The 14,388-nt window shown below is 47.5% G+C and carries 15 protein-coding genes; 10 read left to right on the top strand and 5 right to left on the bottom strand.

What is annotated here, in order from left to right:
• Positions 1 to 14 precede the first annotated feature (14 nt).
• The 6 genes from D0C16_RS04375 (at position 15) to D0C16_RS04350 (ending at position 6,604) form a co-directional block, all read left to right on the top strand.
• Entirely contained in the window at positions 15 to 368 is a 354-nt protein-coding gene (locus tag D0C16_RS04375; RefSeq protein WP_151031178.1) for a DsrE/DsrF/TusD sulfur relay family protein, read from the top strand.
• Between the two features lie 203 nt (positions 369 to 571).
• Positions 572 to 1,390, top strand: coding sequence for a phosphonate ABC transporter ATP-binding protein (locus D0C16_RS04370; RefSeq protein WP_151031177.1), 819 nt, complete (start codon positions 572 to 574; stop codon positions 1,388 to 1,390).
• On the top strand, positions 1,377 to 3,479 hold the full coding sequence (locus tag D0C16_RS04365; protein WP_191968642.1) for an ABC transporter permease: 2,103 nt from the start codon (positions 1,377 to 1,379) through the stop codon (positions 3,477 to 3,479). The genes D0C16_RS04370 and D0C16_RS04365 overlap by 14 nt, the downstream gene beginning before the upstream one ends.
• Positions 3,480 to 3,526: 47 nt before the next feature.
• Entirely contained in the window at positions 3,527 to 4,414 is an 888-nt protein-coding gene (locus D0C16_RS04360) for a putative selenate ABC transporter substrate-binding protein (RefSeq protein WP_191968641.1), read from the top strand.
• Between the two features lie 81 nt (positions 4,415 to 4,495).
• On the top strand, positions 4,496 to 5,416 hold the full coding sequence (locus D0C16_RS04355) for a transglutaminase-like domain-containing protein (RefSeq protein ID WP_151031175.1): 921 nt from the start codon (positions 4,496 to 4,498) through the stop codon (positions 5,414 to 5,416).
• Positions 5,417 to 5,449: 33 nt separating this feature from the next.
• Positions 5,450 to 6,604, top strand: a complete 1,155-nt coding sequence (locus tag D0C16_RS04350) for an NAD(P)/FAD-dependent oxidoreductase (protein WP_151031174.1) — start codon at positions 5,450 to 5,452, stop codon at positions 6,602 to 6,604.
• 125 nt (positions 6,605 to 6,729) lie between these two features.
• Here D0C16_RS04350 and D0C16_RS04345 read toward each other — a convergent pair whose 3' ends face one another.
• The 5 genes from D0C16_RS04345 to dauA form a co-directional block, all read right to left on the bottom strand.
• Positions 6,730 to 7,395, bottom strand: a complete 666-nt coding sequence (locus D0C16_RS04345; protein WP_255481993.1) for a phytanoyl-CoA dioxygenase family protein — start codon at positions 7,393 to 7,395, stop codon at positions 6,730 to 6,732.
• 90 nt (positions 7,396 to 7,485) lie between these two features.
• Positions 7,486 to 8,490: an isocitrate dehydrogenase gene (locus tag D0C16_RS04340; RefSeq protein WP_151031172.1), complete on the bottom strand. Its 1,005-nt coding sequence runs from the start codon at positions 8,488 to 8,490 to the stop codon at positions 7,486 to 7,488.
• Between the two features lie 26 nt (positions 8,491 to 8,516).
• Complete coding sequence (locus tag D0C16_RS04335; protein WP_191968640.1) at positions 8,517 to 9,260, bottom strand: methyltransferase domain-containing protein; 744 nt, start codon at positions 9,258 to 9,260, stop codon at positions 8,517 to 8,519.
• A 46-nt stretch (positions 9,261 to 9,306) separates the two neighbouring features.
• Entirely contained in the window at positions 9,307 to 9,537 is a 231-nt protein-coding gene (locus tag D0C16_RS04330; protein WP_151031170.1) for a hypothetical protein, read from the bottom strand.
• Positions 9,538 to 9,551: 14 nt separating this feature from the next.
• Positions 9,552 to 11,288 carry a C4-dicarboxylic acid transporter DauA gene (gene dauA, locus D0C16_RS04325; protein ID WP_151031169.1) on the bottom strand — a complete coding sequence of 579 codons (1,737 nt, stop codon included), beginning with the start codon at positions 11,286 to 11,288 and terminating at the stop codon, positions 9,552 to 9,554.
• 248 nt (positions 11,289 to 11,536) lie between these two features.
• Between dauA and D0C16_RS04320 the strand changes: the two genes are divergently transcribed.
• From D0C16_RS04320 to ccoG, 4 genes are all read left to right on the top strand, one after another.
• Positions 11,537 to 11,725, top strand: a complete 189-nt coding sequence (locus D0C16_RS04320; RefSeq protein ID WP_151031168.1) for a ribbon-helix-helix protein, CopG family — start codon at positions 11,537 to 11,539, stop codon at positions 11,723 to 11,725.
• Complete coding sequence (locus D0C16_RS04315; RefSeq protein WP_151031167.1) at positions 11,722 to 12,345, top strand: trimeric intracellular cation channel family protein; 624 nt, start codon at positions 11,722 to 11,724, stop codon at positions 12,343 to 12,345. The genes D0C16_RS04320 and D0C16_RS04315 overlap by 4 nt, the downstream gene beginning before the upstream one ends.
• Positions 12,346 to 12,381: 36 nt before the next feature.
• Entirely contained in the window at positions 12,382 to 12,726 is a 345-nt protein-coding gene (locus D0C16_RS04310) for a zinc ribbon domain-containing protein YjdM (RefSeq protein WP_151031166.1), read from the top strand.
• A 64-nt stretch (positions 12,727 to 12,790) separates the two neighbouring features.
• A complete protein-coding gene (gene ccoG, locus D0C16_RS04305) occupies positions 12,791 to 14,191 on the top strand; it encodes a cytochrome c oxidase accessory protein CcoG (RefSeq protein ID WP_151031165.1) in 1,401 nt (466 codons plus the stop codon).
• The last annotated feature ends 197 nt before the right edge of the window (positions 14,192 to 14,388 follow it).

Raw genomic sequence — 14,388 nt, 5'->3', positions numbered from 1 at the left:
AAGAGGAAACTGAAGTGAGCAATATTCTATTTATATTGAATGACGGACCATACGGCACCGAGCGCAGCTACAACGGTTTACGTCTGGCAGGCTCCATTGCCAAACGTGGCACTGATGAAGTACGTGTATTTTTGATGGGTGACGCGGCTGTTTGCGCAAAAGGCGGCCAGAAAGTTCCCCAAGGTTATTACAACGTTGAGTTGATGCTGAACCCGATCATTCGCCGTGAAGGTCAAATCGGTGTGTGCGGTACCTGTATGGATGCACGCGGTATGACAGCCGAGGAATTGGCTGAAGGTACGCATCGCGGCACCCTGGAAGAACTGACTGATTGGACACTCTGGGCCGATAAAGTCATGGTGTTTTAAACCTTCTGAGAAAGTGATGCGCCGATAAGGCGTTTTTTAATAATAAATATTCAAGCAATCACTTAAATAATTGATTGCTTGAAATAAACCACTCTCTTGGACGCCGTACCTGGACAAATACGCAGCCATACGCTGTGGGCATGTTTAAGGAGAACCGTCTGTAGGAGCAGCAAATCCCCAATACGGGGGAAAGGAGTCTTCGTATGAAGCCACAATTTTCAAATGGCCCGCGCTCTGCGAGTCATCAAGCTCCCGTCCTCGAACTCAAGGCCGTTTCGCGTTATTGGGGTAAGCGGGCAGCGATTAACAATCTCAATCTGACGATTCGCCCCGGCGAAACCGTCGCTCTTATCGGCCCCAGCGGTGGTGGAAAATCCACATTGATCCGATTACTGGCCGGAGTGCTTAAACCGACGCACGGGCGTGTACTCGCCGATGGCAAAGACCTCGCAAAAATGTCTGCGGCAGAATTGCGTTTTCATCGTGCTTATTCACGCATCATTGAACAAACCCATTTACTCGTGCCGCAGCTGTCGGTCCATCAAAATGTGGTGGCCGGGAAATTGCCACTCTGGCCATGGCACAAAGTGATGGCCTCTGCACTATGGCCCGTAGAAAAACAGCCAGTCCATTCATTATTGGAATCGCTTTCCATTGGCGAGCACCAATGGCGATCCGCCAGCGATTTAAGCGGTGGCCAAATGCAGCGTGTCGCCATTGCGCGTGCATTGATTTCAGATCCCACGACTTTGTTGGCTGACGAACCCACTGCATCGCTCGATCCAGCCACGGCACGCGCAGTGACTGAAATTATTCTTAACCAGGCAAAAGAGCGCGGTGTCACCCTTGTTTTTTGTACCCACTGGCTCGACGCCATCATGCACCGCTGCGACCGCATCATTGGCCTGCGTGAAGGCACCCTCGTGCTGGATGCCAAGCCCGCAGAAGTAACGCCGGATGCATTGGATTTGCTGTATCAGGGAAGCGAAGAACGCAGCGAGGCAAACTATGAACGGGTTTGATCGCACACAGGAGTTGAAACGCTACCTGATTTGGTGCGCGGTTGCTCTCACATTTATTTTGGCGATGGAAGGCACACGGGTAAATCCGGGCGCACTGTTTGATCGCGACGGCATACATAACGCCGGTGAACTACTCAGTGGCTTATTGCATCCGAATTTATCAGCCGATTTTCTCCAACGTATTTTTTTGCTTTCGTTTGAAAGTTTATTTGTCGGGATTCTCGGTACCGTATTTGCGGTCGTCATCGGCATTAGCCTCGCCGTTTTTGCGATTCGCATCCCGGAACTACCTGACCCACCTGGTCGTCAGGGAAAACGCCAGTCGGTAGTGGTCGCAACTGCTCGATCACTCTCGCGCTTTACGCTCGGATTTTTTCGTTCAATTCCGGAAATTGTCTGGGCATATCTCTTTGTGCAAATTCTGGGGCTTGGCCCCGGCGCTGCCGTACTCGCGATTGGCTTAACCGTGGGTGGCTCCATCGGCAAACTCTACGCGGAATTGGCCGAAGCGGTTGATAGTCGCATAGTAGGCGGATTACGTTCAGCCGGTGTCGGACGCTGGGGCATATTAATGCACGGCATCTTGCCGCAGGTAAAACGCCAGTGGGTTGCCTACGCGTTATTCCGAATGGAGTGCAACATCCGCACAGGCACAATTCTCGGCGTAGTCGGTGCTGGCGGTTTGGGCAGTGAAATTGCGCTGAGCATTCGCTATCTCGAATTCGATAAATTAGCGACGACACTAATCGCTGTTTTGGTATTTGTTATTGCATTGGAATGGGTGAGCGCTTTCCTGCGTCGCCATCCCGTGAAATGGGCGATGCTGTTTGCTGTTGCCGGTGCAATCGCGAGCGTTGCCTACCTCGATATTCCCTGGGCGGATTTGCTTAGTGGAAGCTGGAATAATTTGCCCCGTGCAAACGCATTTGATTTAAGTGATGAGTTTTTAGAAAAGACTGCATCCCTGGTGTGGCAAACATTATTGATGGCCTGGATCGCTACCTTGCTTGCGGCTGTCTTTGCATTTTTCCTTGCGCCACTTTCCACCAAATCCCTGATAACGAAAAGCTATCTGGAGAACACCTATGGTAAACGCGGGGTGTCTTTATGGATGTCACGCGCGCTGCAAGGTAGTTCGCAATTCTTTTTGCAGGTCACCCGCGCAATGCCTGAGCTTACACTTGCGCTGGTATTTGTGGTTTGGGTGGGCCCCGGTGCACTCGCAGGGATACTGGCCATCGCCGTTCATAACATCGGCGTACTGGGACGACTCTACACTGATGTGTATGAGGAAGTAGAACCGGGTCCTGCGAAAGCCATGCAGGCCAGCGGAGCAAGCGGTTTATCAACCTGGCTTTATGCTGTTCTTCCGCAAGTGAACCCTCGCGTACTGGCATTTACCCTCTACCGTTTTGAAGTGAATGTGCGAGCAACGGCTACCGTGGGTTTTGTGGGTGCGGGCGGTATTGGCGATTCGCTTTATACCTCGATCAGTTTATTTCACATCAGCGATCTGATTGTGTTGCTTGTAGTTATGGTTGCTGTGGTAACCGGCGTCGATTATGTCGGTGATCGTTTGCGTAAACGCATTTTGAATGGTCCTTCCTGCGAGCCAAATTTATTGCAGAGATTATCACTTTTGTTTTCAGGATCAAGTACAGCCATCGCACCTTTTCCTTGCCAGCTTCCTATCGTAGAGAAGCCGCAATTGTGTTGTCGCTGCGGTGCCGCACCGGCATTCACCGTCATTAAACCCATATCCGTATCGTCCGACGGCTTGACGATTGCCATGGATAAAACCTTGCCCACCGGGTTGATGGTTCAACTGGTCGTCGTGTACCCCGATGGAAAATTGTCCACGGTCATCGGCGCGCGCGCATGTCCAAACGAAGCCCAAAACGCTGCCCCATATTGTGAAAAAAATTATCTGGGCTTTATCGAGCCGACTCCCGAATTCTTATCCGCAATGATTGAAATCGCACAACGCGAAAACATTCGATTCGTCGAGGATAACGAATGCAGTGCCCTGAAAAAAAATAATCAAGCGGATGCGTTAATGCCTACCCAGTTGCAGACCACCATTGCTTGAAAGGATTAACCCCAACTCACAAACCTGACCTTACAAAAGGAGCTTTTATGAAACCCTTCGTTTTATTGTGCAAACCCTGGCAGCGAATGATCGCTACATTGCTCGTCGGTGCCAGTTTATTTACGTCATCTATCGCTTACTCCGCCGATGATGTTATTCGCGTGACTGGTATCCCTGATGAAAACCCCACTGAGCTGGCTCGTAAAAACCAGCCCATGGTTGAATACTTGGAAAAAAAACTGGGTAAGAAAGTTACTTATGTTCCAGTGACAGACTACGGCGCGGCGGTATCAGCGCTGTCTGCTGGGAAAATTGATTTTGCCTGGTTAGGTGGTTTTACATTTGTACAAGCTCGCCACCTCGCGGGCGCTGAGCCACTGGCCATGCGCGACATTGATAGGAAATTCAAAAGTGTTTTCATTGCCAGCACTACATCAGGCATTGAAAAGCCAGAAGACTTCAAAGGCAAATCATTCGCCTTCGGTTCCAAGAGCTCCACGTCTGGCCATTTGATGCCACGTCACTTTTTATTATCTCAATTGACCATTAATCCAGAGAAAGACTTTGCCGGTTTACCGGTGTACAGCGGCGCCCACGACGCAACCGTAAAACTGGTTGAATCCGGAAAAGTTCAAGGTGGCGCACTCAATATCGAAGTTTGGGATCGCATGCTGGCCGAAGGAAAAGTGGACACCAAGAAAGTCAAATTGGTGTGGACTTCCCCCGAGTACGTGGATTATGTGTGGGCGGCCCGCAAAGGATTAGCACCTGAATTGGTAAGTAAATTCAAAGATGCATTTTTGAACCTTGATCCGAAAGACCCACAACAAAAAGCGGTACTGGATTTACAAGGCGCAAAAGTGTTTGTCGCAGCGAGCCAAGCTGATTTCGATTCGATTGAAAAAGTGGCTCGTGATACCGGGTTATTGAAGTAAACGTAACAACGCTTAACTGCTCACAATTCGAGGCGATGCCTAACACGCTCGCCTCGGAATTTATCGACGGAGAGAGAATCCATGAGTAAGAGTCGCCGATTCCGAACAACTTATGATGTCAAAGTGCCCGATTTTCCCAAATCGGCAAAAGCAATTAATTTATGGGTTCCTTTTCCCCGTGCAACGAGCGACCAGGACATTCATGCAATTGATGTCCAAACCAATATCGATTACCGCATTGAATACGAAGCTACCTACGGTAATGCCATATTGTGCGCAAACCTCGATACCGAAAAAATCGATAATATTGATTTGGTCGTTACGACCATAGCAACTCGCCGTGAACGTACAACGGACTTCAATCAATTTACCGAAATAACGCATTCCGGTTGGCAATTACATCATCAGCCACAATTGCAACCCAACAAACTGATTCAATTTACTGCCGATATTCTCGGAATTGCCCGCAACATTAAAGAGCAACATTCCAATGCCCTCGATATCGCCAAAGCGGCGTATGACCATGTATTGGAACATATGCAATACGATAAATCCGGTGATGGCTGGGGCAACGGTGATGCTGAATTTGCCTGCTCCATTGGCAAAGGCAATTGCACAGATTTCCACTCATTATTTCTTGCCATCCTTCGTGCCTGTGGCGTACCCGGTCAGTTTGAAATCGGTATGGCATTTCCCACAGGGATGACCCAGGGCGACATCACTGCATTTAAATGTGGCTATCACTGCTGGACCAGTTTTTATGTTCACGGCATAGGCTGGATTCCCGCTGATTGTTCTGAAGCGGCACAAAAAACGGATCTTCGTGATTATTATTTTGGCTCAATAGACGAAAACCGGTTCCTGTTGAGCTATGGCCGCGACCTGATATTGCCTGGCAGAACTATTGATGATCCGCTCAACTTTTTCACAGACCCAGTAATTGAAACCGACTCTGGTCGAGCGGTGTATTTCGAAAAGAAACTGAGCTTTACCGATATCTAATTGCCCATCCCTAACATTGAAAAAGGTAAGAAAATGGCTACTGGAAAAACGATCCTGATTCTCGGTGGTGGAATTGGCGGCATTGTAACGGCAACCGAGTTACGCAAAAAATTATCCAAAGAACATCGCGTGGTGGTAATTGATAGGCTGACCGATCATATTTTTCCGCCATCGCTGCTATGGATCGCTTCTGGCGATAGGAACGCCAAACAAATATCAAAACCGATTAATAGCCTGGCCAAAAAAGGTATCGAGGTTATTCACGGGAATATTGAAAAAATCGATCCAGAGAAAAAAGCGGTCCTCGTGGATGGCAAACAATATCACGGTGATTATTTAATTATTGCCACCGGTGCAGAGCTCGCTCCAGAAACCGTACCTGGTCTAACAGCAGCAGGACATAACCTCTACACATTGGAAGGTGCCCAAGCAATAAGGGATGCGGGTCTAAAACTTACCAGCGGAAAAGTGGTTGTGCTAGTTTGCTCCATGCCGTTCAAATGTCCAGCTGCACCTTACGAGGCAGCGATGCTGCTCGAATCTGATTTCCGCAAACGTGGATTATCATCAAAAGTGAGTGTTGAAGTTTACTCACCGGAACCTGGCCCTATGCCAGTAACTGGCCCCGAAGTATCGCAACAAGTACGTCAAATGGTAGAAAGCAAAGGTGTTAAGTATTTCCCTCAACATGCAGTGAAGGAAATCGCCCCGGAAGAGCGCGCCATTATTTTCAACAACGAAACGACGACTACTTTTGATCTTCTCGTTTATATTCCTCCACACCGAGCACCAACTGTGATTCGTGAAGCGGGCCTGCTGGGTGAGAGTCCATGGATTCCGGTTGATCGTCAAACATTGGCCACCAAATTTCCCAATGTATTTGCCATTGGCGATATCACCGGTATTCCTTTATCCAATGGCAAACCATTACCTAAAGCGGGTGTGTTAGCTCACGGTCAAGCGGAAGTCGTTGCGAATAACATTGCTTCCGAAATCAAAGGATCGGGAAACAGAACTGTCTTTGCAGGTTACGGCGAATGTTTCCTTGAAATTGGTGATGGCATGGCAGGAATGGGAAAAGGTAATTTCTACGCAGAACCTAACCCTGATATCAAATTAAAGCCGCCGGGAAGGATGCTGCACCTCGGAAAAATTCTGTTTGAAAAATATTGGTTGTTTAGGCTCTAACTCCATTGTTTGATAGACACTTTACCTTCGAGATGATGGGTTACCTTTGCTCGGAACTTTTTATAAAAATGGATAAATCATATAGGTTTTTTTGAATTAATAACAAATGAGCCCATTCTTAATCGTCATATCAAAATGTCCGGTTTTTTGGTTGATTGGCTTCTGGGAATGGGCGCATTACTTTCAGCGCGATAGGTAAATGCTAGAGAACATTTTGTTTCATCCGTATTGTTTTTTCCCGCAGCGTGAAAGAGATTACTGTGAAATAACAGCAGATCGCCCTGATTTAATTCAATCGCCGTAGCGTGTGCCAATAAGTCTTTATTTTTTGCAAAATCAGTACGCAAAAATTGCTTTTCATCAAGCTGAAATGGCTCAATTTCCCAGCGGTGGGAATTGGGTAAAACCCAAAGGCATCCGTTGTCCGCATGTTCGGGCGTTAACGCAAGCCACGCAGATACCAATTCAGGTTGAGCGAAATGCCAGTAACGACTATCTCGATGCCATCCTGTTCTACTGGAATGCTCTGGGTGCTTGGTCATAATACAGTTATGGTGCGATTGTGAAAGATAGACCGATGTCCCTAACAGCTGATGCATAATCTCACGTAGAGATTCATGAGTCGCCCATGATAAAAACCGCGGATCTCGTTCAGTCGCAGCCAATAGACGTCGAGGTGTTAATCCGCCTTTAGCGCTACGTGAAGCCGGCGCACCAGGATACCCGACATCTGCCTCATACTCGATTGGGAAATCGCTTTTGCTTAAGTGTTCCTCAACGAGGTTGAGCATTGACGAGCAAAAGCCAGTATGGGTGAATCCCGGCAATACCAGAAAACCCCATTTTTTAAAATTTGCGATTTGGTCATTGCTTAGCATAAATTACAACCGACTAATTACAGCGTGAGTGAAATCTGTGGTAGAACTTGTGCCACCCAGGTCAGGTGTTGTTCGATCTCCAATACGAATGGTTTCGCGTAGCGCGTGCGTTATGCGTTCAGCAGGTTCAGTTAATTGTAAATGGTTCAGCATTTGCACCGCTGCCAATATCATTGAACTTGGATTGGCAATGTTTTTTCCCGCAATATCCGGCGCGCCGCCATGTACAGCCTCGAAGATGGCGTAGTCTTTACCAATATTGGCACCGGGTGCCATACCCAATCCACCGACCAGATCTGCGCACAAATCAGAAATAATGTCGCCAAATAAATTGGTGGTAACAATCACGTCAAACTGATGAGGATTCATCACCAGTTGCATACAGGCGTTATCAACAATCATTTCATTGGTTTCAATGGTGGGATAATTTTTGGCGATCTCACGCGCAATTTTGAGAAACAAACCAGAAGTGGATTTAAGAATATTCGCTTTGTGTACAATGGTGACCTTTTTGCGATTGTCTCGCAGTGCCATTTCAAAGGCAAAAGTCACGATTTGTTCCGACGCGCGGCGCGTAATGATGCTGGTGGCTTCGGCAATTTCGCCGTCTTTTGATACAAATTGACCCACGCTTGAATAGAGTCCTTCCGTGTTTTCCCGTACGGTGATGATGTTGATGTTCTCATAGCGGGCTTTGGCGCCTACAAATGACACCACTGGGCGCACATTGGCGTAAAGCGCAAAAATCTGACGCAGACTTACATTGACTGAGGAGAACCCTTCACCAATCGGTGTGGTGAGCGGGCCTTTCAGCACAATTTTATTGCGTGTAATCGCATCAGTAGTTGAGTGTGGTAACAGTTGTCCAGATTTCTCTAATGCTACCATCCCCGCATCGACGTATTCATAGCAAAAATCGCAGCCAGCGCTGTTGAGTATTTGAATGGCGGCATCAACAATACTTGGACCTATGCCATCTCCTTTAATAACAGTAATAATTGTAGACATTGCGAAAACCTCTTGGATTGGCTTAATTATGCAGTCAAATGCTCAAGTCGATTGAATAAAGGCATAAATGTTTCATTTAATATTTCTTCCATATTTTTCAACTTCACCGGTGCGCGCTCGTAATCAACGCTTGGGGATTTACAGGCAAAAAGAATGTGGTTGCCGTATTCGCCTGAGCACACCATGAGGGTGCTAAAGTGATCAATAAGACACTCAAAAAACGGGGTATTCGGGTCTGGCAATAGATGGTAATTAATTACTAGCCAGCCATTTTTGCTTAGTGTTCGATAGCACTCCTGTATAAATTGTTTTTGTCCTTGAATTGGACTCATGTGGTAAGCGTCATACATGTCGGCGAAAATAATATCGGTGCTGGCATCCCTGCTGGCTTTCATTTGTAACTTGGCATCTTCGATCGATACCCATACGCGTTCGTCATCGGGAATATCAAAATACTCTCTGGCAATTTCATAGACTTTAGAGCGTAACTCCACCACATGAAAATCGCAGTGCGACAAATAGTGATGCAAACTGCGCAACAAACTGCCGCCCCCCAACCCTAGCAGTGTGGTATGGCTGGGCTCCATAAAACCCAGCACCAGCATCATGATGCGTGTGTATTCATGTACCAGTGCGTAGGGTTTCTCCACATAAAAGCCACTCTGTTCATAAATGGAATCAAAACTGAGCACGCGATAACGGGGGTAATCCACAACAAGAATATTGCCGTAGGTATCGCTAGTGCTATGAATAATTTTTCCGCCTGCCATTGCCGAACTGCCTGTTAATAAAAAGGAAAATTTATTTGCCATATCGCTAAAGAATGATATTGGCCTGTTTAATGCCGATAGAGCGCAGTAGCAGCAAGGCATGATTGGCATCTGTGGTCGTTATCACAACGTCAAATTCATTCATTAATAGAAAACTTTTTCCGTCATTTTCACGAATCCAAATAACCCATTCCGACAATTCGGCGGGGTTGCGCATCATTTCGATTCCAATAGTTTCGTTAGCTAGAATTTTTTCTTTTACTTCAGATATTTTCATGGGCAATCAAGGCTCTACAAAAAGCGAGTAACAGGGGGTTCTGGGTGAAGTGCATTGTCCAGTCGGGGGTACAAACGAAGGGTCCCTTCGACAGGCTTAATGTTGGCTTTAGTGAGGGTCTTCAAAGGTTGGAATTGGATGTCGGTCAATGTAAGTTGCGCGCCCACTTTCTCACAATGCGCAATAAGTTTGGTGAGTGCAGAGAGCCCACCCGCATCCAGCATAGTGACATCATCGAGATATAAAATGACGTTGCTGCCTCGCTCACAGTAGCGTGTCAGCTCTCCAAATATTTTATCGGCTGCGGCAAAAAACAAAGGGCCAGTAATCTTAAATACCCTGCAATTTTCAGGTAGATCTGTTGGCACATATTGCTTGTTGTGTGTAATTTCAACCACACGGGTCATCTCGGCCATCTCTTTCATAAACAAAATGGCAGCCAACACAATGCCTGCTGTAATGGCGATCACCATGTCGAATAAAATGGTTAATGAGAAACAGCACAGAAAAACCAGAATATCGCTGAGCTGGGAAGTTTTGAGCAGGTGCAAGCTTTTGGGGGCTTCGCTCATATTCCACGCCACCACCATCAAAAGTGCTGCCATGGCAGGCATTGGCAGATAACCTAGCAGTGACGCAAAACTAACCAAACCAAGCATGACTACCAGAGCGTGAACCATGCCTGCAACAGGTGATTGCGCCCCGGCTTTAAAATTGGCAGCTGATCGCGCAATCGCTGCCGTCGCGGTGATGCCACCAAAAAATGGGGCGATGAGATTGCCAATGCCCTGGCCGAGTAATTCGCTGTTGGCGCTGTGACGTTTACCAGTCATGCCATCCAGCACCACCGCACACAAGAGCGATTCAATTGCACCTAACATGGCAATCGCAAAGGCAGCAGGCAGCAAGTCACTCACCAAGCTCCAGCTAATGGCCAGCGTGTTGCCATTGGCGTCGGATTGTAGCCAGGGCCACTCAAAGCTCGGCAGGATGGGCGGAATGCCCTGCGCGGTGCTACCGTCAGCCGCGATGTAGCTGAAACGTGAGTAAATGGTGTCCACGCCCAGTCCTGCGTCATTCAATACAAGCGCTATCAGGCTTCCGATAATCACCGCCGGTAGGTGCGCAGGGACAGGGGTTTTCAGGCGCGGCCAGAGCAACATAATTATTAAGGTAAACAAGGCAACTATCACGCTTGGCCAATGGGTATGCCCGATGGATTGCGCGAGGAGACTGATTTTTTCAAGGTAATGCTCCGGCATAGCAGCAATGGGGAGGCCGAGGAAGTCTTTTATCTGAAGGGTGGCAATTACGACTCCAATCCCCCCGGTAAACCCCAATGTTACCGGCTCGGGAATGTATTCAATCAGCCTCCCCAAGCGAAAAATGGCCATTAATACCAGCATCACGCCAGCCATAAGGCTGGCAAGTAGTAAGCCACTTAAGCCGTATTTTTGGGTAATAGGATAGAGAATGACAACAAAGGCGGCGGTTGGGCCAGAGATGCTGAAGCGGGAGCCGCCGGTCAGTGCAATCACAAAACCGGCTATTGCTGCGGTATACAGACCGTATTGCGGTGGTACACCGCTGGCAATTGCGAGAGCCATCGCCAATGGAATAGCAATAATCCCTACCGTCAAACCGGCCATCAAATCTTTTCGAAGTCGTATACCTGTATAAGGCTCTGCAAAACAACTTTCCCGCAGGGCGTGCCCTATGCGAAGGGAAAATAAATGGGCTCTGTGTGACATAGACCTAGCCTCCGATTGTCCTGACCGAATCAGTATAACTCCTGTTATCATTTTATACTAATAGTATTATAATGTGGTTATAATTCTAGTTCTATGGTGTATCCTTAGCAGGGGTTAACAACATGCGAGTTATGGCACTCAGGGCTGCGCGATTGCGGCACAGAAGTCGAGGTCGGTCTTTGTTTTGCAAGCAGCACTTGCCCCGAAAATCACCCTTTACTAAAACCTTCGATGATGAGAGAGAGGATATGGAACAGAAAACAGCGCGCCTTACGGTGTTGATTGACCCCACCAAGAAGGATGCCTTCGAGCAGCTTTGTGCTACTCAAGATGTGACCCCCTCACAGGTAGTGCGTCAATTGATCCGTGAATACCTCGACAAGCACGGGATCACCTATGCCAATCAACCGCAAAACTCCAACGGCCACCATGAATGAGTGAGATTAATTGGCTCTATATGAGTGATTGCTTTGGGGTGCTGGTATTCGCTGTGAGCGGTGCGCTTGCTGCCGGGCGTCGTTCGATGGATATTTTTGGGGTGTTGGTTATCGCGTTTATCACTGCATTGGGTGGTGGCACTTTACGTGATCTGGTGCTGGGGATTCACCCGGTGAGCTGGATTGGTAACCCTGCGTATTTATTGCTCGTGACCATTGCGGTAGTGCTAACCCTGATGGGGCAACGTATCACGCACCGTTTTGACCAGCGCATTATGGTGGTTTCAGATGCTTTTGGTTTGGCGGTGTTTACGGTGATTGGTGTGCAAGTCGCCCTGCACCAAACGGTATCTGCACCTGTTGCGATCATGATGGGAGTTGTTACCGGTACGGCGGGCGGCGCCATACGCGACATCATTTGCAATGATATTCCTCTCATTTTGAAGCGTGAAATTTATGCAACCGCCAGTGCGCTGGGTGGAATTGTTTACTGCATCCTCGACACGCTGCAATTCGCCATAGTTGCAAACACACTCATCAGCATGTCCTGTGTTTTGGTACTGCGGCTCTGGGCCGTAAAAGCACAATGGGCATTGCCTTCTTTTGTACTTGAAAAATGAAACATTTTATTTTTAGTTCTCGCCGGAGATTTATTCATGACACAACTTCCTCCCTGCCCGAAGTGCAACTCGCTATACACCTATCAGGATCAAAGTCTCCTGATTTGCCCCGAGTGCGCCCACGAATGGTCACCACAAGCGCAAGCCAGCGACGACACCGAAATCGCCAAACAAGTTCGTGATGCTAACGGCAACCTGCTCGCCGATGGTGACTTCGTTACTGTCATCAAAGATTTAAAAATTAAAGGTTCCTCATCGGTGGTGAAAGTAGGAACCAAGGTAAAAATATTGCGTTTGGTTGATGGCGATCATGACATTGATTGCCGGATCGAGGGCATAGGCCCGATGATGCTGAAATCGGAGTTTGTGAAAAAAGCCTAATCCAATCAGCATATCAAATGGCTACCCCAAAACTTAATGCATATATCGAACAGCGGAAAATTCTTTGAAAGATCAATCTTCACCTGAACAGCCTTCAACGGAAAGTATTCGTTATGTGAATCTCTACGAGGCTGAAGAAAAAATTTATACTCGTCGCATTACCGGTTTTTATCAGCGGTTACGTCGCTATACCGGTATTCCATTGATGCTCGCATTTTTATTAACACCCTGGCTGGTGATTGATGATCGCCCTGCGATTTTATTTGATTTAGGCGCGCGGAAATTTCACATTCTGTGGGTAACCTTTTGGCCGCAGGATGCGATGTATCTCGCCTGGCTATTAGTGATATCGGCATTTTTATTGTTCACGGTGACTGTACTGGTCGGACGAGTATGGTGCGGATTTACCTGTCCGCAGACTGTTTGGACGCAGATGTTTATCTGGGCAGAGCATATATGCGAGGGTGATCGAAATAAACGCATTAAGCTTGATGCCCAACCATGGTCAGCTGAAAAACTTTGGCGCAAAAGTGCCAAGCAGATGTTGTGGATTGGCATATCGTTGGTAACGTCGTTGACGTTTGTTGGTTACTTTATGCCGATCCGCGAACTTACCACCGGTATCTTTGCTTTGAGCCTGGAGTTGACGCCGTTTTTCTGGGTCGCATTATTTGCGGGAATGACGTATTTGAATGCGGGATTTATGCGCGAACAGTTTTGCAAATACATTTGCCCCTATGCAAGATTTCAAGCGGTGATGTATGACAAAGACACATTGTCAGTTTCATATAATCCGATTCGAGGTGAAAAGCGTGGTGCGCGCAAGCTGAATGAGGAATACAAAGCAAATGGTTTGGGCGATTGTATTGATTGTTCTTGGTGCGTACAGGTATGCCCGGTCAATATTGATATTCGCAACGGATTGCAGGCTGAGTGTATCGATTGTGGTTTATGTGTTGATGCGTGCAATCAAGTAATGGATAAAATGGGGTATGCGCGCGGCCTGATTAGTTTTACCACTGAAGATGCCATACACAATGGCAGAACCAAGGTGTTGCGGCCGCGTTTAATTGGCTACGCTGTGATGCTGACGTTAATGGTTGGGCTATTTGTTTACTCAATCGCCACACGGATTCCGGTGGAAGTGGAAGCTCAGCGTGATCGCGGTGTGCGCATGTATCGTGAAGTGGATGACCAAATACAAAATGTCTACACCGTAAAAATCAGCAATAAAGATCGTAAAGCCCATGCATATGATCTTCGTGTAGAAGGTAACGGCCACTTTATTGTTTCGGGTTACAAAGCGTTCGATGTTAGCGAGGGTGAAATTTTAACTATGCCTATTCGGGTAAGCATCGACAAAAACGAGTTGAAATCGAAGAGAAACACCATCACATTCCATGTGCAAGCAAAGGATGATACACAGCTCACTGCTAAGCACGAATCAACATTTATTGGCCCTTGAGTTTGCAAAGCGGTATACGCCTTACCGTATCGTTAAAAAGTATTTACTGTACGGTATGGCGTGGCACCATTTCGATAACATACACTTCTTACCTCAAAGCGCTCAGGGCTGATAAAGCCAATAGTGCTGTGGCGGCGTTACAGATTGTAGCCTACGTCAATACATTCAAAAACTGATCCCTACCGCCAACTTCGGAC

The sequence above is a fragment of the Cellvibrio sp. KY-GH-1 genome, assembly GCF_008806975.1.
In the GTDB taxonomy this organism is placed as follows: Bacteria; Pseudomonadota; Gammaproteobacteria; order Pseudomonadales; family Cellvibrionaceae; genus Cellvibrio.
This window is presented reverse-complemented; position numbering and strand designations above follow the sequence as displayed.